The following is a 23,789-nucleotide window of genomic DNA, read 5'->3' as shown; positions in this document are numbered from 1 at the left end:
GTAATTGAATAATGCTATCAACAGCGATGATCGATCGGTTGAACGAACAAATCAACCTGGAAATGTTTTCGTCTCACCTTTATTTGCAAATGAGTTCCTGGTGTGCCTACAAAGCTCTGGATGGATGCGCCACCTTCCTCAGTCAACACGCTGATGAAGAAATGATGCACATGCGACGGCTGATCAGCTACCTGCAAGAAACGGGGGCACTCGCCATTATCGGCGGCATGGACGCACCGCCGAAAGCGTTTAATTCCTTGCAGGAAATGTTTGAAAAGATTTACATCCATGAACAATCTATTACCGGGAAAATCAACGATCTCGTCCATCTGGCAAATACAGAACCGGACTATTCCACTCTGCAATTTCTGCAATGGTATGTGGCAGAACAACACCAGGAAGAGTTCTTGTTTAAGAGTATTCTCGACAAGATTAAGTTGATTGGCACAGACGGCCAGGGCTTGTTCTTTATTGATCGCGAAGTTGCCGCACTGGCTGCCATCAAAAGCAAGGAAACAACAGCTATGGCATAAGGGACTCGCCAGAAAATGGCATCCCATCCACTCATCTACTCATCCACCGTCTAATCTCTGGGATTTTATTTAATCCACGATCCTAAGCGTATCGCATCCACCGCTTAGCCATTTAGTTGGGGCGAGGATGATCCCCCTGTTGCCTCACTCAGACAGTTTCAAGATGCGATATTGCACCCCCTGATCAAAAATTCGGGTTCCCCCGCCCTCGGCGATCGTTTGCCGTAGAGCCGTTGGATCGGTGACTGCAACTCCGGCCAGATAATCAATCCCCATATCCACTAACTCAGGCAACCAGGGAACGGTGGGCTCCATCAATACCAACTCTGCTGATTGAGCGAGTTCAACTAGGCGGGGAAACGTCTTATTGGCGATGGAGGTTGCGGTGAGGAAGACCCAATCGGCATCGGGCAACAGGTACTCACAGGCGGTATCCGGCAAATCCTGAGCCGTGGGTTGACGCTCCAATATGGTCAGGTCTGCTGCTTGTTCGTACTGGGAGAGTCCGGGATACCGCCCAATAATCACCACTCGTTTCCCTCGAATCAGCGGGAGAAAATGCTCAAACACGGCTAGATTGGCAGAACCTTGTGGAGAAAGGGGTTGTGCCTGGGAGAGTAAGGGTGATATCTGGTTGATCACCGAATTGATCACAGCCATACCGATCGCTGCTTGGTAGCTATCCCAGGAGCGTAGCCAGGGAGCCAGATCTGCGATCGCCATTCCCACCAGCGTTCCCGACCAGGGTAAGGTGCGAGTCGGCTGACCGGGACTCATGCATAAGCCAATTCCTTCCGTTCGGCAAAACGTCCAGGTCAGTCCAATGATAATTTCTTGCACTGCCGTATCACTACAGCTTGACTCTAACAGCAAATCATAAATTTCACGGGGGTGAATCTTCATTTAGTGCAATCGTTCAATCAAATGATCCACCACTCGCAACGCATTAGCGATAATGGTCAGAGCAGGGCTGACGCTGGCGTTAGATGGGAAAAAACTGCTATCAACGACATAGAGATTATCGATATCATGAGTGCGACAATTCAGGTCTAATACAGATGTCGTGGGATCTTCACCAAACCGACAGGTGCCACATTGATTTGCCATCACCTGAATCGGAATTTCACCGCGCGGATGCATCACACCCCGCTGAAATCCATCCAGTTCTTTTTCAATCGTTTTGAGGCTATCAGTCCAGCGGTAAATCAGGCGATCGTGGGCTTCCACGTTGTTGGGAGTGTAGTCGATAGACAGTTTCTCCCCTTTGACCCGAACTCGATTATCTGGATTGGGTAAATCTTCCGTTTGTGCCCACCAGCTGATCGAGTGGGTGGCTAATTGCTTCAGTCCAAAACCGGGCATGAATTTTGCTAGAACCGAAAACATCGGCGGGGCTTCTGCAAAGATGATATCGGTGAGTAAACCACCTGCGTTTTGAATGTGTCCCATTGGATACGGGAAATCGCGATCGCCCCCATAAAAATCATTGATGCAAACGGTTTTGGGAAACGCACCAGAATTAGGTTTGGTACTCAGTTGCACCACAACCGTCATCAAGCTTTTCATCAGATTGCGACCGACCAGACCGGAACTATTGGCTAACCCATTGGGGTGGCGATCGCTGCTCGATCGCAGGAGCAGAGCCGCCGAGTTAACTGCTCCACAGGATAGCACCACCAGATCCGCCAGAAACAAATAGGATTGTCCAGCGATTTCGGCTTCTACACCCTTCACGGCTTGCCCTGATGGATTGGTATGCAGGCAAACCACCTTAGCCCCTGTTTTCAGATTCACATTCGGATGCTTCAACGCAGGGACAATGCCACTCACTTCAGAATCATTGGTGGGATCATCCGTTTGCCGCGTTAAGCCCAGGGGCAGTGGAGCAGGGTGTAAACCTTGCTGGGTTAGCCCTTCTACAATGGACTCAATCTGCGGATCATGGGAGACGGCAGGGAAGGGATAGTCCCGGCTGTGGGGTGGCTCGGTGAAGTCAGCACCTACCTGACCATGCACCTGGTAAAGCTGCTCGGCTGCTGTGTAATAGGGTTCAAAGTCTGCGTACTTGATTCCCCACTCCGGAGAAACGCCCGACTGATGGTTTGCTGTCTCAAAATCCTGTTCGCGAAATCGCGTCAGCACGGCACCATAGATTTTGGTATTACCGCCGATCGCATAATTCATCTGTGGTGAAAACGGCTCCCCATCTCTGTCATACCATTGTTCAGGAGCGTGGTAGCGTTCGCGCTTGAAGATATCCACATTACTGCGATTCTGTTCTTCTAAGGGCATGAAATCACCCCGTTCCAGAACCAAAATTTTCTTGCCGGTGGGAGCCAGTTTTGCAGCCAGTGTACCACCTACCGCACCCGTGCCAACAATAATCAGATCATAAATTTTGTCATCGATAATCATAAGATCCCCTCACTGCCAAACCACTACTGCCAGACATAGATCAGCACAAACAAAATAATCCAGATGACATCGACGAAGTGCCAAAACAGGGATGTTGCCGCTACCCCAAATTCACCGTGATCGTAATTACCGGGGATGAACGATCTCACCAGCATGATCGTCTGCAATAAAATCCCCGTCAGCACATGCAGCCCGTGAAATCCGGTGAGCAGGTAAAAGGTGCCACCAAATACGCCATCGGTAAAGCCAAACGACAGACTGCGCCATTCCACCGCCTGTCCATAGAGGAAATAGCTGCCCATTGCCATCGTTAACAGCCAGAAAAACCGGAATCCCCAGAGATTTTTGACATGCAGGAACCGTTCGGCAACGTAGATGACAAAACTACTGGAAACTAATACCACCGTATTAATTGCGGGTTCGCGGGTTTCCAGTCCTGTCACACCGAGAGGCAACCAGTCCAGAGCACTGGTTTTGTAGACAATATAGCCAGTAAAAAAGCTGAGGAAAATCACACTTTCCGACAGCAGAAACGCGATGAAGCCAAACATGCTGTTGCCCGCTTCGTCGTGATGGTGTTCGGCACTGACGTGTAGATCGGTCGTGGGAGCCGTGGGAGCCTTTGCGTTTAAAGAAGAATCGACTTCAGTGGGATTCATGGGCAACCTCCAACCGATCCGGATTGGCAACCAGGGGTTCAGTCTTCCCGTAGCCATAGGGTTCTGCGATCACGATCGGCAACTCCTCATAGTTTTCAACCGTGGGTGGTGAGGAGACCAACCATTCCAGCCCGATCGCCCGCCAGGGATTTTTAGGAGCCGCTTCACCCTGCACCCAGGAGCCAATCATGTTCAGAATAAAGGGCAAGGTGGACATCCCCAACAGGAACGCCCCTAAACTGGCAACTACATTCCAGAAGGCGAATTCCGGGTCATAGGAGGCAACCCGGCGGGGCATTCCCTGCAAGCCCAGGGGATGCATGGGGAAGAAGTTGAGATTCGTGCCAATAAAGGTCAACACAAAGTGCAACTTGCCCAACCCTTCCGAATACATGCGTCCCGTCATTTTGGGAAACCAGTGATACAGCGCCGCATACATTCCCATCACCACCGCACCGTAAATCACATAGTGGAAGTGACCGACGACAAAATAGGTGTTGTTAACGTGAATGTCAAAGGGAACTGATGCCAGCATGATGCCTGTCACCCCTGCAAAGACAAACATCACCAGCCCGCCCAGAGCAAATAACATGGGCGTATTCAGACGCAGCTTACCGCCCCAAATCGTGGCAACCCAGGCAAATACCTTGATGCCCGTAGGTACGGAAATCAGCATCGTCGTTGCCATAAACACCATCCGCATCCAGCCCGGAGTCCCGCTGGCAAACATGTGATGCACCCAGACAATGCCGCTTAACCCCGTGATGATCAGAGACGAAATGGCAACGACCTTGTAGCCAAACAGCGGTTTGCGGGCGTAGACCGGGAAAATTTCTGAGAAAATGCCAAAAATCGGCAGGATGATGACATACACAGCGGGGTGGGAATAGAACCAGAAGAAGTGTTGAAACAACACCGGATCACCACCCTTAGCGGGATCAAAAAAGCTGGTGCCAATGGTCAGATCAAACAGCAGCATAACAGCTCCGGCGGTCAGAGCAGGCAAGCCAAATAGTTGAATGATCTGCGCCGCAAAAATCGTCCAGACAAACACAGGCATGCGAAACCAGGTCATGCCCGGTGCCCGCATTCGCACGATTGTCGTGACAAAGTTCACGGCTCCCATGATGGACGATACGCCAGAAATGGCGACTGCCAGAATCCACAGCACCTGCCCGTTGATCAGATTTCCCGTGGGATTCTGGAGACTTACCGGAGGATACGCCCACCAACCCGATTGGGAGGGTCCGCCAGGAATCAGAAAACTTGCCATCAAAATCACCCCGAACACAGGCACCATCCAGAATGCCGCCGCATTCAGGCGGGGAAAGGCCATATCCTTTGCTCCAATCATCAGGGGCACCAGATAGTTGGATAGCCCCACCAGGGAGGGGAATGTCCACAGAAATAGCATCACCGTACCGTGCATCGTGAACATGGCGTTGTACACGGCGCGATCGAGTAGATCGGCTTCTGGGGTAATCAGTTCCCCCCGAATGATCATGGCAAAGATGCCACCCACTAAGAAGAAGAAGAAGGACGTAACCAGGTATTGAATCCCAATCACTTTGTGATCGGTACTGAAACTAAAGAACCGCTTCCAGTTGTTTGGCGCACCGGGGAGCGGTTGTTCAATCTGGGCGATCGCATCAACCGAAAGATTTGTCATGGGGTACTCGTTGGAAAACTGGGAGAGTTAACGATCGGGGGAGGCACAGGCTCGACAATCTTCCAGCCTGTACTGATGGGATTGTGGGCCCGCTGATATTCATCAAAGGCGCGGTTATAAGCGGCAACGGGAGGTTGGGTTGCCACTGCTACCAGCCACTGCTGATATGCTTCCGGCGACTCCACCACTACATCGGTTTGCATCGCGGCAAAATAGGTGCCACTGTACTGGGAATCTCGCAGGCGATAGCGTCCCTCCCGAATCGGAGTAAATTCAAACTCAATCACCTGTCCAGGGATGATGTCTTGCTTAACACGGAAGGCGGGCACAAAAAAGCCATGCAGCACATCTTCAGAATGCAGTGCCAGTTTGATCCGCTGACGATTGGGTAAATGCAGTTCGGTACTGGTGATGGCGGGTTGAGGATAATGGAACTCCCATGCCCATTGCCGTGCGTAAACGTCAATGAGTTCTACCGACGGTTGATCGGGAGATTCCTCAAGTGGGGCTGCTTCCGCTGTTGCCATGCCCATGTGCACATGCTCCATCGGACCCAGAATCGACATCTGGTCATAGATCTGATAGCTGTAGCCCGCAATCCAGATCACCAGGACAAAAGGAATAGCTGTCCAGACGATTTCCAGGGGCACATTGCCCTCAATAGGGGGGCCATCGCTAAAGTCATACTTACCTGCCTGTTGGAACAGAACGGCATAGGTCAGCGTCCCAACCACGCCCAGAAAAATAAAGGTTCCCAGCGTCACCAGAAAGCTAAACAACTGATCCACCAGCACCGCTTCTGCGGACGCTTGGGGGGGAAACCAGGAATACGCTTGCTGCCCCATCCATAAACTGATGAGAGCAAGGGCAATTGCCACGACTCCTAAGGTTAAAATTGTGCGAATGTTCATGCGTCCCATCATTTCAACAGCAAATTCGGATTCTCACCGATTCGCAACAGGCGATCGGCGGTGATATGCACACCAAATTCCGCTGCCATCTGTGCGCCCAGCGTCCCGTGGGCAAACATCAAGACAAAGATCCCCAAGCCCACCAGGAGATAGCTCCACTGCACCTGCTGTGCCTGGTCTTTGCGCCAGATAAACCGCTGAAATCCACGCCAAACAGTCATTGCTACAATCAATAGCAACAGCACCACCCCGCCCACTCCATGCCAGAGCAGCGTTTCCATGGCCTGCAATCCCCAGGCACTCGTAACATCCACAGGAGGGGTTGCCAGCAAGATTTCATAGAAACCAGCGGCGACGGTAAAGAAAGTAACGGTGGCAGCCGCGACGATGTTGTACCAACCCACGTCAAAGAAGTTAGATCGCGTGGTTGGAATGGCCAGAAACTTAAAGACGGGTTTTTCTAGAGGAAACAAAACACCGACGATATCAAAGGCGATCGCCATAATAAACAAACCCAAAGTCAAATGCACCAGATTCGGATGAATCGGGATGGGATAGGGCAATCCATTGGCACCTAATTGATCCCTGAGTTGATCAATTAAATCCAGGCTCACTACAGCACCCCCTGCTTCATTGCTTCCACCACTGGCACTGTATGCAGTCCGTAAACCCAGACCAGAAGATCCCCCAAATAAACCTGAACACAAACTATCCCTACTAATACAATGCCCACCCCTAAAAATGGGATGGGTAACTCCTTCGGATTGCGAGAGCGTAAGACATACCGCCATGCTGTGATCGCGGCAATGATGCCAGAGAGTGACCAGCCCAACAGCGTATGCAAATTCAGGGTTGACTCGGCGGCGGCGTAAGGTTCTGCTAATCCTGCCTCAATTTGCCCAAAGATGATCGCAATAAAGATCGAGATGGTTGCAAAAAATAAGTTCCACCAACTCACCTCGTAAAAACGGATGTTGCGGGTGAAATAGCCCAGAACATCGCAGAACACCGCGAATAACACCATTGCAATCACGAAATGCACGACGATCGGATGCATCGTATCGGGATAAGGCAGGTTGTGATCATTAAGTGGGGGAAGATACTCCAGCATAGTTAAAATGAAGAGCGGCAAAACGCTACTGAGGATAAAGCTAAAACGCGAAACAAAGATCAGTCTGTATCATTGAAAGCAACTCAATAAAAATTACAAAGTCTAGCGTGGTAAGGACTAGAATCGTAAAAACCTGCTCACCTGCAACATTTTCCATATTCGCTACAGCCCCCTATCTCTTATCCTCTTGGTTAGTCAAACTAAAAATCGACAAGAACTCCATTGTTTTGGAGGGAGCCAATCGTCACTTTAGACTGCGATTGAAATAGTCTAAAGTAGTTTGACTCTTCCGCAGCTTACTCAGTAAACCCCCTTTCTAGATGGGTTCTTAGGATTCTTTTAAGACTCGATCTCATGTTTGAAAGTATGACAATCTGTCAAACTTATGTAAGACAGATTGTCTTTTGACATCCCTATAAATCTTTGATTAATTTTGAGTCTAAATTAAAAGTTGCATAGAAGTTAAAGCTGTTTGTTTGACATCTCAGAGCAAGCATTTAAGATAACAGCTTCAAGTCAAAATCATTTCAGTTATTGAACTGAGAGTCATAATTGATTGAAAGTCAATTTCTTCAATATGACTGAGATAGTTTTGCTGTTTAGTATTTGATTTAGCTCTAGGTTTCACCCCTCTCAAGCGGCAAGCAACCTTGCTGACTCGCAGAAAGATTGCCATGGCTCTATTGATACTCCTGATCACGGTTGGATCGGCTTGGCTCCTGCGGATGACTTGGATTGAGTCAAACGGGCAATGGGGCGATCGCTGGTACTCTGCCTTGAGGCAATTTCTTTTACCTCCATTGCTACTCTTGACAACTGCGATCTCGATTCCTTTGCAGATGTTGAGTTATTCTGTGATCTGGTCATGGGACAAAAAGTTGAGCTGCGCGGTTTGTGTTGTCTTTTTGGGATGGGCATTACTGCTTTGGTTGCATCTGATGCAGCGTGGAAAACGGATGCTTCAACAGGTGAATCTCTATCCTGAAATGAATCTGTATACTGCAACCGCTCGGATTGTTAATTTTTCTATGCCCTACAGTGCTCAAATCGGGTTCTGGCGACCGCTACTGGTGGTTAGCACAGGATTATTCACTGTTCTAGAACCGTGCCATCTTGAAGCGGTTCTCGCCCACGAACAAGCACACTCTCACTACCGAGATACATTCTGGTTCTTCTGGCTAGGGTGGGTGCGTCGAACAACAAGTTGGCTACCTGAAACAGAAGCAATCTGGCAAGAGCTTCTGTTGTTACGAGAATTGCGAGCCGATCAATACGCTGCGCTGCAAACCAATCCTCTCTTGCTGGCGGAAGCATTAGTTTTGGTGGCTCAAAATACACCTCTATTGCCTGAAGATGGCTATATTGCGTTTAATCAGGCTTCCTCTCAAGGTCGTTTGGTTCAAAGAATTGAAGCACTCCTCAGCGAACCCACCTCGATAAATCTGTCTAGCTGGAAACTATGGGGCGCACTGTTGCCGATGCTAATTCCGTTCCTTGCAATTGTTTGTCATTTCTATGCAGCTTTTTAGTGAGACCTATCTTTATTAGTGAGACATATGATGATGAGGACTCATCTCTGTCTCCGAGGGTTGCTGCTGCATCTCAACTGGATTAAGCGGTTTTAAGCTCATATTGACTTTGCCGAAACTGGCTAATCCCATTGTGATGATTCCGGCACTGAACAGCCCCATTGAGACAAACCCAATCGAAATGACACCCATTGGGACAAACCCAATCGAAATCAATCCATGAGGAATGGCACCGATTGAAATTAATCCATGAGGAGAAACTCCGATTGAGAAAATACCATCGTGAGGTGCAATGCCTATCTCAACAAGCTTTAACCGCTTGGATTTCGGTTGTTCACGAGTCATACAATTCAGCCTAAAACTTAAACAGAGTTGGCCTGGATTAACTTACAAGCCTGATTCAAGTTTGTCAAAAGACAAAGTGTCATACTGACTCAGATTTGTCTTGCTAAATTTTGTCTTGTAAATATATTGTCATGTTTGACAATCAGTCTTTTGACGAATCCATATTGATTGGTCATCTTAAGCGAAGGTACCTTTTTCTAAAGTACAGATAGAAATTAATCGACGCAGTTAGGGTGGTACACGATGTGTCAATTTCCTCAAAGGAGCCTGAATGAAATTTTCTTCTGTGTTACCCCCTACCTCACTTTCTGAAACCCAAGAGTGGGGAGACTTTGTGATGAATTCACCCAAACAGCTCTGGTCTTTGCTTTTCATTGGGATTGGCATCATCCTTAGCATTATTGATTCTCATCCACCTCTAGTCGGGTTAGCTGCTGTTGCTGGAACAACACTATTGCCTAAACGTGCGATCGGAGTGATGACCTTAGTTTGGTTTGTCAACTCGATTCAGATTTACAGAGACCCGAACCATTCAGGCCTTATAGCATCCCTTATCTGGATGTTGATTACAGGGTTGGGCATTGTTTTGACCACGGGATTAGCCGCGATTAAGCCCAAGCTGATGCAAAAGTCACCCCTTGAACATCTACTTTGGGTTAGCGTGGTGAGTTTATTGGGGCTGATGATCGTTGAAGTGCTGCACACGGTATTCTGGAATACTTTGGGAGGCTATGGGTTAACATTTGAAGTCTTTGGTTGGATGTTCAGTAAAGAGTTATTTTGGGCAATCACTCTCACGGTTGGACAGTGGCTAATTGCATCATTCAGACGTGATTTTGTAGTATCACGCCCTCATTAAGGAAGGAATCAGGATGCGGAGATGATGGGGGAGCCAATGCATCATCTCCTTCGCCTTTGAGATTGCTTTGAATGCAAAGATGAACGCACGGAAATGATCCACCTCTATCAGCCTATACTCAGTTTTTTGGTTGCAGTGAGTATTTCGCTGTTGCTGATGGTGTCACCTGTATTTGCAGCCACATCTCAAAGCATTCCAAGTCCTGAAAAACTCTATTTTCAGGAAGGCGTTGCTTTATTCAATGACGGAAACTATTCCGTTGCTGTTGAAGCCTTTTCTAAGGCGATTCAAGAAAATGAGAACTACAGCGCAGCCTATGGAAATCGCTGTTTAAGTTATATTGAATTGCAAAATTATCCAAGTGCGATCGCAGATTGCACAACAGCGATCGCATTGACTTCTAATAATGCCGAAGCCTACCTAAACCGAGGACTCGCCCACTATCGACTAGGGGAATACGCAACAGCAATCGCCGACTTCACCCAATTGCTTCAAATCAAACCCCATGACCATCGGGCGCACTACAATCGGGGGCTGGCATACGTCGAGCAAGGTCAGTATCGAGAAGCGGTTGTAGACTATGGTGAAGCCTTACGACAAGTTTCCTCCCTCGATACCGCGTCCCTTACTTTGATTTATAACGATCAAGGAGTGGCTTACTTGATGTTGGGTCAAGATCGAGAGGCGATCGCGGCTTTAACTCAAGCGATTCACTATCATGCCAGTGATGCCAGAGCTTTGTTTAATCGGGGCTGCGCCTATCATCGTTTGGGGAATGAAACTGCGGCTCTAGAAGATTTTAGTCAGGTTACGGTGATTGATCCGGACTATGCTCAGGCGTATCTTAATCGTGGGCTAATTCAGCATCAGTTAGGAGAGCAGGACAAAGCGATCGCGAATCTGCGTCAGGCGGCTCAACAGTTCCTGAGTCAAGGGAACGTCACTGCCCATCGACAGACCCTCAATCTGCTCCACAAAATCCAAGCTTCTCCGTCCACCATTGGATAAGTCGTAAGGAGAGGACGATTACGCCGTTGATATTACCTGAAGAAATGCAAAGGCGACACAATTTAGCCGTTCAAGTATTGAACAGTTATGAAACAATCCTGGCTGCGATTGCCTGGAAGGGCTTTCAAAATCAGGGTCGAGGCTATATATTTGTCGCTCTGGTATTAAATTCAGCGACAACGATGGATCGAGTCAGAATTCAGTATTGTGCCAAAGACAATCACTCCGCTTCTTTCCCATCAGTGGATGCAGCCTATGAGCAACAGCAAAAAGAGCTGATTACGCTCTTGGCAAGCTATCATCCTCGCCAAGAATTCATCGCTGTAATTGTCTGGAGTGATCAGTTTATCCCCGATGATCCCCAAGCAATGCCAACTGAGCATTGGTTTTGTCATGTGCCACAAATGTCTCCGATACAGGCATTCACGGCTGTAAAGCGTCGTCCCTCGGAATTTGGCATGAAGCAGTTTCCATAAAACTGCTTTCAGGCTCTAATAATCGCCTGCAACTTTGCCGCGAAACACGACATAGTTATAAATTGTGTAAGCCAACAGAATTGGAATCAAAAAGCCAATAAAGGTCAGCATAAAAACGAGCGAACTGGGAGAAGCAGCGGCTTGATAGATGGTGATGCTGGGGGGAATGATTTTAGGGAAAATAACAAACCCCAATCCGATAAATGAGAGCGAGAATAGCAGAAATGTCCAGATCAGTGGTGTCACTTCTTCCCGCCGTTTCAAGCTCTGCAACAGCAGACCAATGAGTAAAACACCTAAGAGGGGAATTAAGCCAAAGATATACACCAGCGGTGCCGTGAACAACTGCGATCGCGCCTGTTCTGAAAAAGCTGGAGTGCTGATGGTAATGAAAACTGCACCCGCAAAGGTTGTCCAGGCAGCGATCGTCGCCGTTTTGTAATGGGTTTCTTGCAATTCTCCAGAAGTTTTCAAGATCAGGTAAGCCGAGCCGACCAACACATACGCCTGAATCAAGGTCAGCGCCACCACGACCGAGCGCCAGGTCAACCAATCCCAAATTCCACCCGCAAAATGTCCGGACGCATCTACCGTAATGCCTTCAAACACACTGCCCAATGCAAAACCCTGCCCTAATGCCGCCAAGAAACTTCCGACACCAAAGGCAATATTCCAGATGAATTTGCGATCGGCATTTTCCCGAAATTCAAACGAAACGGCTCGCAGAATTAAGCCCACGACCATAATGACCGCAGGGAGGTACAAGGCATTCAAAATGGTGGCATAGGCCAGGGGAAATGCCCCAAACAGCGAACCGCCCATCAAAATTAGCCAGGTCTCATTGGCATCCCACACATTACCCAAACTAGTCATCAAGATACTGCGCCGGTCCTCATTGGTGGCAGTAAGGGAGAGAATCCCAACCCCCAGATCAAAACCATCCAGCAGGACATAGAGAAATAAAAACAAGCCCAGAATAAAAAACCAGACTTGAGGCAAAAACTGCTGTAAAGGTTCCATGCTTGCCTCCTACTGTTGCGCCTCCGCAGGGCGGTGATCAGGTTCATGTTGAGCTGGCTCGATCCCCAGTTTGGGTTGATTCCCAAATACTGGAGCAGGTAATTCTAGATTGGGACCTTTTCGCACAATCCGACTACCAAAGTACAGCGCGGCTATGAAAAACACCAGATACAGGCTGGTCAAACCAAGCAACGAGAACAGGACTTCACCAGCGGGTAAATTGGAGGCAGAGTCAACCGTGCGGAGTTCCCCGTAAACGATCCAGGGTTGTCGTCCAACACAGCGGACAATCCAGCCCGTTTCAACGGCTAAATAGCCCAATGGAGCCGCCAGGACCCAGGCACGCATCAGCCATTTTTGTTGGGCGATCGCCTCTGCGGCAAACTTTCCGCGCAGCCACTGGAGCACACTGATCCCCATGAGGGCGGCAAAAAATAATCCGATCGCCACCATGATGCGGAAGGAATAGTAAATCAAACCCACCATGTGAGGACGATTTTCCGGTTGCCATTCCCTTAAGCCTTTGACAGGTTGATCCAGCGTGGGTTTGAGTTCTAAGAGATAGCTCAACGCCCCAGGGATTTTTACCTCCCAATCATTCTGCTCGGCTTGATCATTGGGCAACGCCACCAGACTCCAATCCGCAGGCTGACCCGCCGGAACAGTCTCCCACTGGGCTTCCATCGCCGCCAGCTTAGCAGGCTGGTAGTGATAGACCTGCTCTGCACTCAAATGTCCAACAAAGACTTGCAGGGGAGCGACGAGAATGAGTACAGCCAAAATCACTTTTAGGGACTTAGCAAAGAATTCAGGCTGCCGCTGCTTCAAGATATACCAGGCACTAATGCCACCAATCACAAAGAGTGAAGTCTCCAAAGTCGCGAAAAACATATGGAGGAAACTATTGACCATAAACGGATTAGCGATCGCCTGGAAGTAATCTTGGACGACAAATTTACCGTTGACAAATGTTCCACCGGCAGGGGTTTGGAGCCAGGAATTGGCTGACAAGATCCAAAAGGTGGATAAATTTGCGCCAAAGGCAACCAGGATCGTGGAAATTAAGTGAATGACCGGGGGCACCCGTTCCCAGCCAAACAGCATAATGCCGAGGAAACTTGCCTCTAACATAAACGCCATCGTGCCTTCAAATCCCAGGACGGTGCCAAAAAAATCACCGACGGCTTCCGAAAACGGTGCCCAATTTAAGCCGAACTGAAATGCCATTGGTAGCCCGGAGGCTACGCCAATCCCAAAGTTAAGGACGTAGATCTTCGACCAAAACCGAGCATGGTGATAGTAATCCAAGTTGCGCGTTTTTAACCACAGCCCTTCAATAATTACCAAATAAATTCCCATCCCGGTTGTCAAGACGGGCCACAGCATATGAAAAATTGCAGTTAGCGCAAATTGGATTCGTGACAGTGCAACCGTATTGGACAGCAAATCGATCATGACAAAAAATTAAATCCAAAAGAAATAAATCAAGCCTCAAGCAGGTATCTATATCAACGGTGTAGCGATTTAACTGCCCCAAAGCAAGCGACAGAGCGTCAAACCTCGATAATTTCAAGGTTTACTTCAGGATCGCTGCCCCTGATTAGGGGCGATCGCCATGATGATTAAACCGATATCACCATGCCGACTAACGCCTTACACCAAAAATATCGCCCTAAAATCCTGGCAGAACTGGTTGGACAACCCTACGTCCAAACCGCTTTGACCAATGCCATCAACCGGATGCACATAGCCCCGGCGTATCTCTTCACAGGTTCTAGAGGCACTGGTAAAACCTCTACTGCGCGTATCTTTGCCAAGTCTCTCAATTGTCTGAGTTTTGACGGACCTACCGATGAACCCTGCGGCACCTGTCAGTCTTGTCGCTTGATCGAAGCCAGCAACAGTCTGGATGTCAGTGAGATTGATGCAGCTTCCAATAATGGGGTGGATGATGCCCGTGCCTTAATTGAGCGTAGTAGCCTTACACCCGTGCAGGGACGCTACCGGATTTTTATTCTTGACGAAGCACATCAATTAACCACCCAGTCCCAAAACGCTCTGCTGAAGTGCATTGAGGAGCCGCCACCTCATGTAGTCTTTATTCTTTGTACGACAGAACTGCATAAGGTACTGCCAACGATTGTGAGTCGCTGTCAGGTGTTTCATTTTCGTGCGCTTTCCATTCAAACGATCGCTCAACACTTGCAAGAGGTTGCCGATGCTGAAGCGATCGCTGTCGAGAATGAGGCTTTGATGGCGATCGCCCGTTTTGCTGAGGGAGGCTTGCGAGATGCCCTTCAGCTTTTGGGGCAGGTTAGTCTGCTGGGTGAAGCCGTGACCGCGAACCATGTGATTGAAATGACCGGGGGAGTGACAGAAACAGACTTGTTGGCAGTACTCGATGCGATCGCCACCAACGATACATTTCAACTCCTTAAATTGGCACGAACGCTGGTAGACTCTAGCAAAACTCCCAAACTGATCCTCAGCAGCTTACTCCAAACCTACCGAGATCTGCTCATTCTCAAATCGGCTCCTAAAGCATCAGACTTGCTCACCAGTCCTGTCAACTACAACCAACTAAAGGTAATTGCTACTCACTGGGATTTTGATGCACTCAATCAATCTCTGGCTCAATTGCAGAAAGCCGAGATCTATCTTCGCAATACAACCAACGCGGCTGTCTGGCTAGAGACGTGTTTGCTGAACTTGATGCCGATGTTGAGATCGATCCCCTCCAGCTCTCCAGAGGCAAAGCAGGCAGCAGGTAAAAATGGGCACAGCCGTAAAACAATCTCTGAGCCAGCTTCGACAACCACAGGTCACAAACCTACTGATTTAGCAACTCTCTGGCAAAAAGTTGTAGCTTCGGCTAAACCAGGAACCCAGAAATTATTGACTCAGGCGCGCTTGACCAAGCTACAAGGCACTAAGGCAATTCTGGAAGTTGCCCCTGCCTCGTTTGCAAAATTTGAGGCGAATCAACAGGCGATCGCTCGAATGCTTCAGCGAGTTACCCATAGCTCGAAGCCGCTAACTGTATTGATCAGAACGCTCACACCTACCAAGAATGGGAGATCTGCATGATTATCCTATTGGTTGGAGATGATCAATTTGCCATCCGACAAAAACTGGAGCAATACAAAGCAGAACTTGATCCACAGTGGTTAGAGCTTTGCTATCATCGCTTCTCATCCAGTGCTTTGGAACAAGCTATGAGTGCGGCACGAACACCCTCGCTCAGTGGTGGTAAACGGCTTGTGGTCGTAGAAGACTGCAATCTGAAACAATGGGGTGATATCCAGTTAGAAAGTTTGCAGCAACTTGCTCAGATACCGGATGCCACAATAGTTGTCTTTCTGGCAACAAATGTGGACAAGCGCCTGAAAATCTACAAGCATTTGATCAAGCACGGTCAGTGTTTCGAGCTTTCACTAATTCCGCCCTGGCGTACAGATCTGATCGCAGAGGCGATCGCCACTCAAGCAAAGCGCATGAAACTGCGACTACCCAAAGATGTTCTTGAATATTTGGCAGAAGCGATCGGCAATGACATGATCCGGGCTACGTCAGAACTCCGCAAGCTAGCAATCTATACAAATGGTCAGCCCGTGTGTCTTGCTGAAGTACAAAGCCTGATTCCTTGCCAGACTCAGAGCAATCTGCAACTAGCGGAGGCGGTTCGCAACGGGGAAAGTGAAGCAGTGGTGCGTCTGATCGACGAATTGCTGGCTCGCTCTGAGCCAATGCTGGTGATGGTTGCGACTCTACTGACCCAGTTTAGAACCTGGCTATGGGTTAAAAGTGCGCTTGTGAGAGGTATTCAGAACAACACTGAAATTGCTCAACTGTGCAACGTGGGGAATCCTAATCGGCTTTACTATTTGCGACAAGAGGTCGCAACCATGCCCCTCAGAACATTGATTCAGGCAGTCACAAAACTGGTGGATCTAGAAATGGCAATTAAGCAAGGTTATGTCAACGCAAACTCTATCCTGTCGTTCTTGCTTGTGATCACACGATTGTTCCAACTTGTTCACTCAAAGTGATTTGGATAGTTCAGGAGATTGAAACTTTAATACCTGCACAATTGCAGGTTTCTGCCCTTCCCTCCCCTACGGGGGATGTTTTTGGGCAGTGAGCGAAGGCAACGACCATGACAACTACACCGAACTACGGTGCCCTGCTTCAAAGCTTTTGGACACCTCCGACAACCTCTACTGCGGAATATCCAGATTCCGCTGACAATCATCCTTCTGAACCAACCAACATTATTGAATTTCTTGGAGAAGACTTGCTTTGGCAGCAAACCATTCCTGCACAGGAGCCAGATTTGAAAGATATTCCTGCTGATTTGCCGCCTGAATTGGTTGAGGCTCTTCATGCTCAGGGGATTCACCAGTTCTACTCCCATCAACACAAGGTTTTGCAAGCCATTCGTGCAGGCAAAAGTCTGATTCTCACCTCTCCCACTGCCAGCGGCAAAACACTCAGCACCTACCCTGGCATTTTAGAAGGTTGCATGAGGCAGGAACACCGGGCCTTGGCGTTTTATGGACTCCGCGCACTAGCGCTGGATCAGTTTCATAAGATCTCGGAGTTGCTCTCAGCAATGTCTGTTGCCGTCCGTCCTGTATTGGCAATGATGACAGGGGATGTCAAGACTGAAGAACGGGAGCAAATTCTCGCGTCCGACCCTCATATACTGGGGGTCACGCCAGAACTGATTCACTTTCAACTTAAGCAAGCCTGGAAATCGCAGCGTTGGGCAACCTTCTATCAGCAATTACGTTACGTGCTGATTGACGAAGCACATACGCTCTCAGGTAGCTATGGAGCCAATATGGCTTGGCTGATCCGTCGCATTCGGTTAGCAGTGGATCACTATGGCGGTTGCTCCAGAGACCTGCAATTCATCTTTCTGAGTGCAACTTGTGGCAACCCGAAACAGCTTGCCCAAAAGCTGTCCGGACTGAAGCCAACTAAACGTGTTCCAAAGCCTCTCATTTGGATTCATAGGAGCGGAGCTGCGGCACCCCATCGCCAAGTGGTTGTGACTCAACCCAGCTACAACCTGACTGCGGATACAGCTCGTATTATTCAGTTCTTGTTAGCTCAAGAGAAGTCCGGGATTGCCTTTTGCAACTCGCGCCGGAGTGTCAGGGATCTAACGGGACTGCTGAAGTCAAACATGGTTGCTGCTTTCTATGGCGGCATCAGTCCAGAGCGCCGCGCTGAAGTAGTTCAACAACTCCAGTCCGGTATCATTCAATGGATTATTGCGACGGAAGCCTTAGAAGCTGGCATTGACCTACCTGAGCTGGAGTGCTGTGTTCTACGGGGCTGGCCCGGCTCCAAGATGGCATATCAGCAGCGTAGCGGTCGAGCCGGACGTGTCAAACCGGGAATGACAGTGCTGATTCCCAATGCTCTTAATCCGATCGACCGCTACATCACAGAGCATCCAGAACTGTTGATCTCTGGCGAAGCGGAGGACGTTTTCTTCAATGATGAATATCCCATCTTTGCGGCTAAACATCTGCTTTGTGCCGCAGCAGAAACGGGCATTCCCACCAGCAAAATCAAGCATTACTTTGGAAATGCTGGGATCGAAGTTGCAAAACTTTTAATGGCTCAAGGACATCTCAATAAAGGGCGTAATGGGCTGTGGGCGCGGGGCTACCCGCATAAAGATGTCAACTTTCGGGGAGGTGTGTCTCAAACGACCGTCAAACTGATGGATGCTGAGTCGGGCGAAGCACTGGAGGAAGTGTCAGAGGACATTGCCTATCGGGAAGTGCATCCCCATGCCATCTACAAACGGCAAGATGGCGACGGACAAATGTTGACCTATCAGTGCATCTCGCTCGATTTGACCAGTAAGCAGGCAATTCTAAACCAAGTGCCGGAAAGTCCCCTTTTCACGGTTGCCTGCACTCAATCGGAAACCAGCAGCCTGAAGGCTTTAACCAATCCGGTCGCATTGCCTTTAGAATTTCCCCGTGCGGAGGGGATTGCTGATTTACCTGCCGCTCTAACGCTTGAACTCAGCTATGGGCAAATCAGCCATATCACCAGCGGGTACAGTTTGATGACACAGCTGTATGAACAGACTTGTCTGAACCGACGGTGTTTGAACTACAAGGAGCCATTACCAGACGAGCGCCGCTGTCCACTTTGCAGCAAGCCAACCCGCAAGGCACTAATTATCAAAACCCTATCTGAGGAAAGTTTTGAGCAGCCCTACCGCACTCAATTTTCAGCCCCTATTGTCAAAGTGGCGATCGACTCAACAGCGCGAGACTATCTCCAAACCTTTGCTAGAGAAGCAAGAACTAGCTTGAGTCGCAGTGGGCAGCCAATTCCACCCGGCTATCAGCAATTATGGGAGCATTCCAGTAGCCTGATCGCCATACACAGCTTTGGGCATCAAATCCTGCGATCGCTCCAACTATTTGCCAGAGTTGACCCCAGAGAGGTGAATTTTTCGGTGGTTAAGGAAGCTGGCGATCGCAACCAGTACGCAGGCTATTTCTACGACACCAGCGACGGCGGAAATGGAGCTTCGGAAGCTGTATTTAAACATATGGCTGAACTTGCGAGTGCTGCCGCTGCGATCGCCCGTGGCTGTGATTGTGATGCGGGTTGTGCCAAGTGCCTGATTCAACATGGTTGTCCTGATGGCAATACGGCTTTGCTGAAGCAACTGGGGTTGGTGTTGTTGGATGCGTTGGCAGAGCCGTTGGTTGAGAGAAACGCTTTACCCACCGCACAAACTGGGACAGAAATTAGCTCCTGATCAACTGGTTAACCGTCAGCTATCGCTGCACATCCGCCGATCTTCAGAAATGGAGGTCGGTTGTTCATTTTTAAGAACGATGGCTAACAAACTGGTAAGCAAAAAATCGGATCTAGAGCACACCCTATCGACGATCAACCGAGAATTTGGCAATGGTTCCATCATGCGCCTGGGGGATGCTAGTCATATGAACGTGAAAACCTTCTCCAGTGGCTCAACTGAACTAGATTTGGCATTGGGAGGAGGCTATCCCAGAGGGCGCATTATTGAAGTTTATGGACCAGAGAGTAGCGGCAAGACCACACTGGCATTACAGGCGATCGCCGAAATGCAAAAGCTTGGAGGTATCACCGCTTTTGTCGATATGGAACACGCCCTCGATCCACTTTATGCCGCTGCGATCGGAGTCGCTAGCGATCAAATGCTGGTCAGTCAACCCAATAGCGGTGAGATGGCAATGGAACTGGTTGAACAACTGGTGCGTTCCAAGAGTGTTGATCTGATTGTGGTAGACTCCGTGGCTGCATTGGTGACAGAGGCAGAACTTCAAGCAGAGATGGGTGATTTTCCAACAACTTCTATTGCTTGGTTGATGAGCAAAGCCCTCCGGCGCTTAATGAATTGCCTGCATAGTCAATGCACAGTGATTTTTCTGAATCAACTGCGTTTCAAGATTGGGGTAGTTTATGGTAATCCTGAAACCACCACAGGTGGTAATGCTCTCAAATACTATGCTTCGATGCGGTTGGATACTCGCCGGATTCAGACATTGAAACGAGGAAGTGAGGAATACGGTATTCGAGTCAAAGTTAAGGTGGCAAAGAACAAGATTGCCCCACCCTTTCGAGCGGCAGAAGTTGACATGATCTTTGGTAAAGGCATCTTCAAAGGCAATACTCTCAACGAGCTTGCTGCAACCAACGGGCAGGTAGACAGCGATTTGCTGCTGTGCCGCTAATGATTCCAACCAAAACCAGCTGCAACCTGAAACTGGACTACCACGATCTCCCACAAAAACGACAACTTCTCGAACCACAACGTTGTGGTTCAAATTTGGAGCCAGTTAATGCTGTCTGAATTCAGACAGTAATTTTTTCTCCCCTAGCGGGGTAAATGGGCAGTTTTGACATCCCTTTCAGCAATACTTATGGAACCTGCTCAATTTCATCAACTCAGAAAAGCGCTTGGCACCTTCTACTGGGACAACGGATTTGAAACTTTCTGCTATGTAACTGGATTTGATCCACAGTTTCAACATGCTCAAGAGAAGTGGCAGCAATTTTCAACTTGTATTCAAGCGATGGGACAACTGGACGATCGCGCCTGGGAAAAGTTGTTAGAAGCCAGTCTGGCTACCCAACAAATCGAGCCGCTACTGCCTAGATAGAGACTGTAGCGGCGACAACCGCCGCATAGGTAGGATAGTTATCCCTTCTTACCTATGGCACTTTTTACCCTGGCTGATCTACATCAGATCCATCAAAGCCAACAGCCTCTTTTGGGGTTATGCACTCATGAATCAGAATTTGCATTTGATCCAGCCGATCCAGCTAATTTCCAGTTGTTGATGAAACAGCTATTTCTGGGACTGCCCGTGCAACCTCTTTTGGATACTCACCCATTGATTGGTCGATGGGTCACTGAAGTCCAAGAACTGGTTCCAGAGCTTTTCCAGGGTAGGAAGAAACTCTGGCTTGATGTGCCAATGGTTGCTCCTCTGAGGACTGGGGACGCTCCAATTTTCATTCAAGTTCAGGTTAACTATGGTCTTCGACGAGGGATACCCAGACTTTATGAATGGGCGATTCGCTCTGCAAAACCAACCTGGCAAGATGCTGTAAAGCTTTGGGTGATGTCTGTGCATTACGCCATTCCTCCAGAGAAGTTATCCCTGATTGGTTTGGCACTGCATCCAGTTCTACCAGCTCAAAAACTCCGATTGCAGTGGGATCAAACGCAACAGGATCAGACGCAGCAGTGGTTAATACAGCTCCTGACGCAGCCTATCAACCTTCCAGTGCCTGAAATCCACACGAACACTGATTATTCGGTGCTGTTGAACCTAGATGCGATTCCAGAAGTGCCTCTCTAGCAAGAAATTAACAGTATTTCACTCCACCCCTTATTTGAAAGAATGCAAGGTATTCGTCATGACAACACGATCGCCACAATCAAATGATCCAACACGCGCAATTCCAGTTTTAAATCCAACGGTGCCAATGCCAGAGTTTTCATTCTTCCAAATCGTTAAAGTCAGGACGACTAAAGAAGTTGGAACAATTGTGGGAATGTGGTGTGTACAAACAGAGGAACAGTCTTACCAATGGCTCTATCGATTAGAAGGATTGACAGAGCGGAGTACAACTTGGTGGCAGGAATTGCAGATTCGTAGTTTAGATCGTAGACAGAATCGTTGATGGGTTTGTTTTCCTCGCGATAGTTATTCTTGTAATCCCGGCGCTGTAAAACTCCGTTTAGGGAAATGATCGAGTGCATCCGTTTCAACACCACTTTTTGTTGATGAGTCTGATGCTGCTACTTCATCTGGGAGTGGTAACATTCGTTCTGCTTCTTCAATTCGCTCATACAAGGCTTGAGTTAGTGCGTCTACGTTTGGCATAATTACTTGGCTCTCCAAGCCTGCTCGCACTTGCGCTTCCCATAATGCCTCACTTTCCTTTGCACGTTTCTCATCTGCCTTAGAGACAGGAATAATCAACGGATAAGGAATCGATGCCTGCCCACCTGAACTATAGCCAGGACTGGTGATCACGCACTTGCCTTGAGGAAATTTGAGAATTTCATCGGCGCTGATCACCGGCATTTTTTGCAGATTCTCACTCCAGCTAATCGAACGGCTCATTTGTCCACCGAGCGATCGCCCCGTCGTTCGATTTTTGATCAGCACTTCTTTTTCACCGTACCGTTTCGAGTAATCCTCAGCCGTTTTATGATTGCCGGGATTGAACAAGACATGGGTGCTACAGGCAGAGGCGATCGCCGCGCCCATCTTGTCTCCATAAATGTCATAAAGTTGATCCAAACTTTGAATGCCCAGGATGAAGCAAGCGCCATTGGAGCGGTATTCGTTAATCCATTGCGGCAGGCGATCGAGCTTGATCGAGGGCAACTCGTCTAGAGAGATAATCAGCGGGTCTTTGCGGGGTGTGCTGAGATTGCCCACAATCATTAGGTGAATTGCAGCAGCCAGTAGCGGACCCACCACACTGCGACGCTCATCATCCAACTTGAATACTACGATCTCTCGTCCTTCCAAGCGAGTTGGAATCGTGGATTTGCCAATAAAGGCGCGGAGCAGATCTGCTTGAATGAACGATGAGAAGGTGCCTGCGGCGGTTGTTAGGATACCAGAGATTGTTTTTTCAGCGTCCTTCGCACTGAGGAACTGCACAAAAGAGGTAGCGACCCATTCATCCAACTGTTTAGATTGCACCGCATAGTCAATTCGATGCACTAAGTTAGGCAGGCGCAGCACGGCGTAAAGCATTGCCATGTCGGGGTAACGGGAACCTTTAACCAGTTGCAGCAATGCCTTTGCCAATAAGTCTCCTGCCTTAGTGAAAAACTCATCGCTCCGTCCACCATCGCCCTCCCTGGCGTTGCGATTAATGACTTTACCGATCTCACCCGCCATCACGCCATCTTGTGCATCCCGCATGTAATCCAACGGGTTAATCACGCCACTGAAGGCTTCTCCTGGTGCAAAGACTCTGACTTGATAACCATACCGCGCTGCCAGGGGTGCATGGAGGCGCATCTGATCACCCTTTTTGTCGTAGAGCAGAATGGGAAAGCCTTGTTGCATCGCGCTCTCCAGCATTCGATCGATGGTAGAGTACGTTTTTCCAGAGCCAGGAGCACCAATGACTAACGTACCTCGTTCAGAACTGGGAAACCAAACCGTTGGGGATGCTCCCAATGTGGTTTGGATGGTTGTCATTACCCCGCACCATGCGCCTTTTGCCCAATAGCGGGGTGTGCCAGACCAAAGCGTTACCTTATTGTGTTTGCGCTCCCGAATCTGTTTGCGCGACAGGCTTGTTGCAGATAGTTTCTCGGCAGTGCCGCATAGCTTGCCTGTCGTAATCTTGCCCTTACCCGATCCACTGATGCGGAGCAGCAACAATACAACCAGTAATCCACCCAGCATCATCCAACCTTGAGGATTGTTGTATTGCTGAAGCATTTTACCAAAGTCGATCGCTGCCAGTGGTTGGGAGTAGGATGGCACCTGCATCAAAGCAATAGATGTATTGCTTTTACTGCCAGAAAGGGAGTTCCAATGGGTCGGCAAGGGGAGAGGCATAGCAGAAGGCTAAGATTTTAGCGAAAATCCTAACGATTGCAGGTTGGTCAGTGGATCAGCTACCTGGACATTTTTTAAGGGGGTGAGGAGATGCGACAGCTTGCGCTGACTTGTCGGTTCGCGATGTC

General features: G+C 48.8%; 23 protein-coding genes. 12 read left to right on the top strand and 11 right to left on the bottom strand.

The features are described from left to right. Nucleotides 1–11 precede the first annotated feature (11 nt). Complete coding sequence (gene ftnA / locus ACN4EK_RS02970) at nucleotides 12–533, top strand: non-heme ferritin (protein WP_431655989.1); 522 nt, start codon at nucleotides 12–14, stop codon at nucleotides 531–533. Between the two features lie 144 nt (nucleotides 534–677). Here the strand turns inward: ftnA and ACN4EK_RS02965 are convergent, their stop codons facing one another. The 7 genes from ACN4EK_RS02965 to ACN4EK_RS02935 are packed head-to-tail and all read right to left on the bottom strand — an operon-like array spanning nucleotide 678 to nucleotide 7,298. Then, nucleotides 678–1,436 (bottom strand): Rossmann-like domain-containing protein, encoded by a 759-nt coding sequence (locus ACN4EK_RS02965; protein WP_431655987.1) that lies wholly within the window; start codon nucleotides 1,434–1,436, stop codon nucleotides 678–680. After that, complete coding sequence (locus ACN4EK_RS02960; protein ID WP_431655986.1) at nucleotides 1,437–2,948, bottom strand: GMC oxidoreductase; 1,512 nt, start codon at nucleotides 2,946–2,948, stop codon at nucleotides 1,437–1,439. 23 nt (nucleotides 2,949–2,971) lie between these two features. Then, nucleotides 2,972–3,607, bottom strand: a complete 636-nt coding sequence (locus tag ACN4EK_RS02955) for a cytochrome c oxidase subunit 3 (protein WP_431655984.1) — start codon at nucleotides 3,605–3,607, stop codon at nucleotides 2,972–2,974. After that, the gene (gene ctaD / locus ACN4EK_RS02950; protein WP_431655983.1) at nucleotides 3,594–5,276 is read right to left on the bottom strand and encodes a cytochrome c oxidase subunit I; all 1,683 of its coding nucleotides are present in this window, start codon (nucleotides 5,274–5,276) and stop codon (nucleotides 3,594–3,596) included. Before ctaD ends, ACN4EK_RS02955 begins: the two co-directional genes overlap by 14 nt. Continuing rightward, nucleotides 5,273–6,187, bottom strand: coding sequence for a cytochrome c oxidase subunit II (locus ACN4EK_RS02945; RefSeq protein WP_431655981.1), 915 nt, complete (start codon nucleotides 6,185–6,187; stop codon nucleotides 5,273–5,275). Before ACN4EK_RS02945 ends, ctaD begins: the two co-directional genes overlap by 4 nt. A gap of 8 nt (nucleotides 6,188–6,195) precedes the next feature. Further along, entirely contained in the window at nucleotides 6,196–6,801 is a 606-nt protein-coding gene (locus ACN4EK_RS02940) for a DUF2231 domain-containing protein (RefSeq protein ID WP_431655979.1), read from the bottom strand. Beyond that, complete coding sequence (locus tag ACN4EK_RS02935) at nucleotides 6,801–7,298, bottom strand: DUF2231 domain-containing protein (protein WP_431655977.1); 498 nt, start codon at nucleotides 7,296–7,298, stop codon at nucleotides 6,801–6,803. Before ACN4EK_RS02935 ends, ACN4EK_RS02940 begins: the two co-directional genes overlap by 1 nt. 674 nt (nucleotides 7,299–7,972) lie before the next feature. Between ACN4EK_RS02935 and ACN4EK_RS02930 the strand changes: the two genes are divergently transcribed. Then, the gene (locus ACN4EK_RS02930) at nucleotides 7,973–8,827 is read left to right on the top strand and encodes a M56 family metallopeptidase (protein WP_431655975.1); all 855 of its coding nucleotides are present in this window, start codon (nucleotides 7,973–7,975) and stop codon (nucleotides 8,825–8,827) included. 15 nt (nucleotides 8,828–8,842) lie between these two features. Here the strand turns inward: ACN4EK_RS02930 and ACN4EK_RS02925 are convergent, their stop codons facing one another. Beyond that, nucleotides 8,843–9,172 (bottom strand): hypothetical protein, encoded by a 330-nt coding sequence (locus ACN4EK_RS02925; RefSeq protein WP_431655974.1) that lies wholly within the window; start codon nucleotides 9,170–9,172, stop codon nucleotides 8,843–8,845. Nucleotides 9,173–9,509: 337 nt separating this feature from the next. On the opposite strand from ACN4EK_RS02925, the gene ACN4EK_RS02920 reads away from it, so the two are divergent. The 3 genes from ACN4EK_RS02920 to ACN4EK_RS02910 all read left to right on the top strand — a co-directional run bounded on the left by ACN4EK_RS02920 (nucleotide 9,510) and on the right by ACN4EK_RS02910 (nucleotide 11,515). Beyond that, a complete protein-coding gene (locus ACN4EK_RS02920; RefSeq protein WP_431655972.1) occupies nucleotides 9,510–10,031 on the top strand; it encodes a hypothetical protein in 522 nt (173 codons plus the stop codon). A gap of 135 nt (nucleotides 10,032–10,166) precedes the next feature. After that, complete coding sequence (locus ACN4EK_RS02915; RefSeq protein ID WP_431655971.1) at nucleotides 10,167–11,039, top strand: tetratricopeptide repeat protein; 873 nt, start codon at nucleotides 10,167–10,169, stop codon at nucleotides 11,037–11,039. 44 nt (nucleotides 11,040–11,083) lie between these two features. Next, nucleotides 11,084–11,515, top strand: coding sequence for a hypothetical protein (locus tag ACN4EK_RS02910; protein WP_431655969.1), 432 nt, complete (start codon nucleotides 11,084–11,086; stop codon nucleotides 11,513–11,515). Nucleotides 11,516–11,530: 15 nt separating this feature from the next. Here the strand turns inward: ACN4EK_RS02910 and cydB are convergent, their stop codons facing one another. Together cydB and ACN4EK_RS02900 are read right to left on the bottom strand one after the other, a co-directional pair. After that, complete coding sequence (gene cydB / locus ACN4EK_RS02905; RefSeq protein ID WP_431655967.1) at nucleotides 11,531–12,535, bottom strand: cytochrome d ubiquinol oxidase subunit II; 1,005 nt, start codon at nucleotides 12,533–12,535, stop codon at nucleotides 11,531–11,533. 9 nt (nucleotides 12,536–12,544) lie between these two features. Continuing rightward, nucleotides 12,545–13,990, bottom strand: coding sequence for a cytochrome ubiquinol oxidase subunit I (locus tag ACN4EK_RS02900; RefSeq protein ID WP_431655965.1), 1,446 nt, complete (start codon nucleotides 13,988–13,990; stop codon nucleotides 12,545–12,547). A 183-nt stretch (nucleotides 13,991–14,173) separates the two neighbouring features. On the opposite strand from ACN4EK_RS02900, the gene dnaX reads away from it, so the two are divergent. The 7 genes from dnaX (at nucleotide 14,174) to ACN4EK_RS02865 (ending at nucleotide 21,751) form a co-directional block, all read left to right on the top strand. Continuing rightward, a complete protein-coding gene (gene dnaX / locus ACN4EK_RS02895) occupies nucleotides 14,174–15,622 on the top strand; it encodes a DNA polymerase III subunit gamma/tau (RefSeq protein WP_431655964.1) in 1,449 nt (482 codons plus the stop codon). After that, on the top strand, nucleotides 15,619–16,584 hold the full coding sequence (gene holA / locus ACN4EK_RS02890; protein ID WP_431655963.1) for a DNA polymerase III subunit delta: 966 nt from the start codon (nucleotides 15,619–15,621) through the stop codon (nucleotides 16,582–16,584). The genes dnaX and holA overlap by 4 nt, the downstream gene beginning before the upstream one ends. Before the next feature lie 107 nt (nucleotides 16,585–16,691). Then, a complete protein-coding gene (locus tag ACN4EK_RS02885) occupies nucleotides 16,692–19,334 on the top strand; it encodes a DEAD/DEAH box helicase (protein ID WP_431655961.1) in 2,643 nt (880 codons plus the stop codon). Nucleotides 19,335–19,413: 79 nt separating this feature from the next. After that, complete coding sequence (recA, locus tag ACN4EK_RS02880) at nucleotides 19,414–20,292, top strand: recombinase RecA (RefSeq protein ID WP_431655960.1); 879 nt, start codon at nucleotides 19,414–19,416, stop codon at nucleotides 20,290–20,292. 189 nt (nucleotides 20,293–20,481) lie between these two features. After that, nucleotides 20,482–20,721: a hypothetical protein gene (locus ACN4EK_RS02875; RefSeq protein ID WP_431655958.1), complete on the top strand. Its 240-nt coding sequence runs from the start codon at nucleotides 20,482–20,484 to the stop codon at nucleotides 20,719–20,721. Nucleotides 20,722–20,775: 54 nt separating this feature from the next. Continuing rightward, nucleotides 20,776–21,426 (top strand): hypothetical protein, encoded by a 651-nt coding sequence (locus ACN4EK_RS02870; RefSeq protein ID WP_431655956.1) that lies wholly within the window; start codon nucleotides 20,776–20,778, stop codon nucleotides 21,424–21,426. 58 nt (nucleotides 21,427–21,484) lie between these two features. After that, the gene (locus ACN4EK_RS02865) at nucleotides 21,485–21,751 is read left to right on the top strand and encodes a hypothetical protein (protein WP_431655955.1); all 267 of its coding nucleotides are present in this window, start codon (nucleotides 21,485–21,487) and stop codon (nucleotides 21,749–21,751) included. Nucleotides 21,752–21,774: 23 nt separating this feature from the next. On the opposite strand, the gene ACN4EK_RS02860 is transcribed toward ACN4EK_RS02865, so the two are convergent. Beyond that, entirely contained in the window at nucleotides 21,775–23,661 is a 1,887-nt protein-coding gene (locus ACN4EK_RS02860) for a type IV secretory system conjugative DNA transfer family protein (RefSeq protein WP_431655953.1), read from the bottom strand. Nucleotides 23,662–23,789: the final 128 nt, after the last annotated feature.

This window comes from Pantanalinema rosaneae CENA516 (assembly GCF_050753385.1).
GTDB lineage: Bacteria > Cyanobacteriota > Cyanobacteriia > Leptolyngbyales > Leptolyngbyaceae > Pantanalinema > Pantanalinema rosaneae.
The sequence above is the reverse complement of the archived record's forward strand: the minus strand, read 5'-3'. Positions and strand labels throughout refer to the sequence as shown.

Excerpts from the sequence above, each read along its gene's own strand:
- dnaX (WP_431655964.1), top strand. The coding sequence starts at position 14,174 with ATGCCGACTAACGCCTTACACCAAAAATATCGCCCTAAAATCCTGGCA.
- ACN4EK_RS02955 (WP_431655984.1), bottom strand. The coding sequence starts at position 3,607 with ATGAATCCCACTGAAGTCGATTCTTCTTTAAACGCAAAGGCTCCCACG.
- recA (WP_431655960.1), top strand. The coding sequence starts at position 19,414 with ATGGCTAACAAACTGGTAAGCAAAAAATCGGATCTAGAGCACACCCTA.
- ACN4EK_RS02965 (WP_431655987.1), bottom strand. The coding sequence starts at position 1,436 with ATGAAGATTCACCCCCGTGAAATTTATGATTTGCTGTTAGAGTCAAGC.
- ACN4EK_RS02860 (WP_431655953.1), bottom strand. The coding sequence starts at position 23,661 with ATGCCTCTCCCCTTGCCGACCCATTGGAACTCCCTTTCTGGCAGTAAA.
- ACN4EK_RS02935 (WP_431655977.1), bottom strand. The coding sequence starts at position 7,298 with ATGCTGGAGTATCTTCCCCCACTTAATGATCACAACCTGCCTTATCCC.
- cydB (WP_431655967.1), bottom strand. The coding sequence starts at position 12,535 with ATGGAACCTTTACAGCAGTTTTTGCCTCAAGTCTGGTTTTTTATTCTG.
- ftnA (WP_431655989.1), top strand. The coding sequence starts at position 12 with ATGCTATCAACAGCGATGATCGATCGGTTGAACGAACAAATCAACCTG.
- ACN4EK_RS02960 (WP_431655986.1), bottom strand. The coding sequence starts at position 2,948 with ATGATTATCGATGACAAAATTTATGATCTGATTATTGTTGGCACGGGT.
- holA (WP_431655963.1), top strand. The coding sequence starts at position 15,619 with ATGATTATCCTATTGGTTGGAGATGATCAATTTGCCATCCGACAAAAA.
- ACN4EK_RS02945 (WP_431655981.1), bottom strand. The coding sequence starts at position 6,187 with ATGAACATTCGCACAATTTTAACCTTAGGAGTCGTGGCAATTGCCCTT.
- ctaD (WP_431655983.1), bottom strand. The coding sequence starts at position 5,276 with ATGACAAATCTTTCGGTTGATGCGATCGCCCAGATTGAACAACCGCTC.
- ACN4EK_RS02920 (WP_431655972.1), top strand. The coding sequence starts at position 9,510 with ATGAATTCACCCAAACAGCTCTGGTCTTTGCTTTTCATTGGGATTGGC.
- ACN4EK_RS02875 (WP_431655958.1), top strand. The coding sequence starts at position 20,482 with ATGGAACCTGCTCAATTTCATCAACTCAGAAAAGCGCTTGGCACCTTC.
- ACN4EK_RS02930 (WP_431655975.1), top strand. The coding sequence starts at position 7,973 with ATGGCTCTATTGATACTCCTGATCACGGTTGGATCGGCTTGGCTCCTG.
- ACN4EK_RS02870 (WP_431655956.1), top strand. The coding sequence starts at position 20,776 with ATGGCACTTTTTACCCTGGCTGATCTACATCAGATCCATCAAAGCCAA.
- ACN4EK_RS02885 (WP_431655961.1), top strand. The coding sequence starts at position 16,692 with ATGACAACTACACCGAACTACGGTGCCCTGCTTCAAAGCTTTTGGACA.
- ACN4EK_RS02865 (WP_431655955.1), top strand. The coding sequence starts at position 21,485 with ATGACAACACGATCGCCACAATCAAATGATCCAACACGCGCAATTCCA.
- ACN4EK_RS02900 (WP_431655965.1), bottom strand. The coding sequence starts at position 13,990 with ATGATCGATTTGCTGTCCAATACGGTTGCACTGTCACGAATCCAATTT.
- ACN4EK_RS02925 (WP_431655974.1), bottom strand. The coding sequence starts at position 9,172 with ATGACTCGTGAACAACCGAAATCCAAGCGGTTAAAGCTTGTTGAGATA.
- ACN4EK_RS02910 (WP_431655969.1), top strand. The coding sequence starts at position 11,084 with ATGCAAAGGCGACACAATTTAGCCGTTCAAGTATTGAACAGTTATGAA.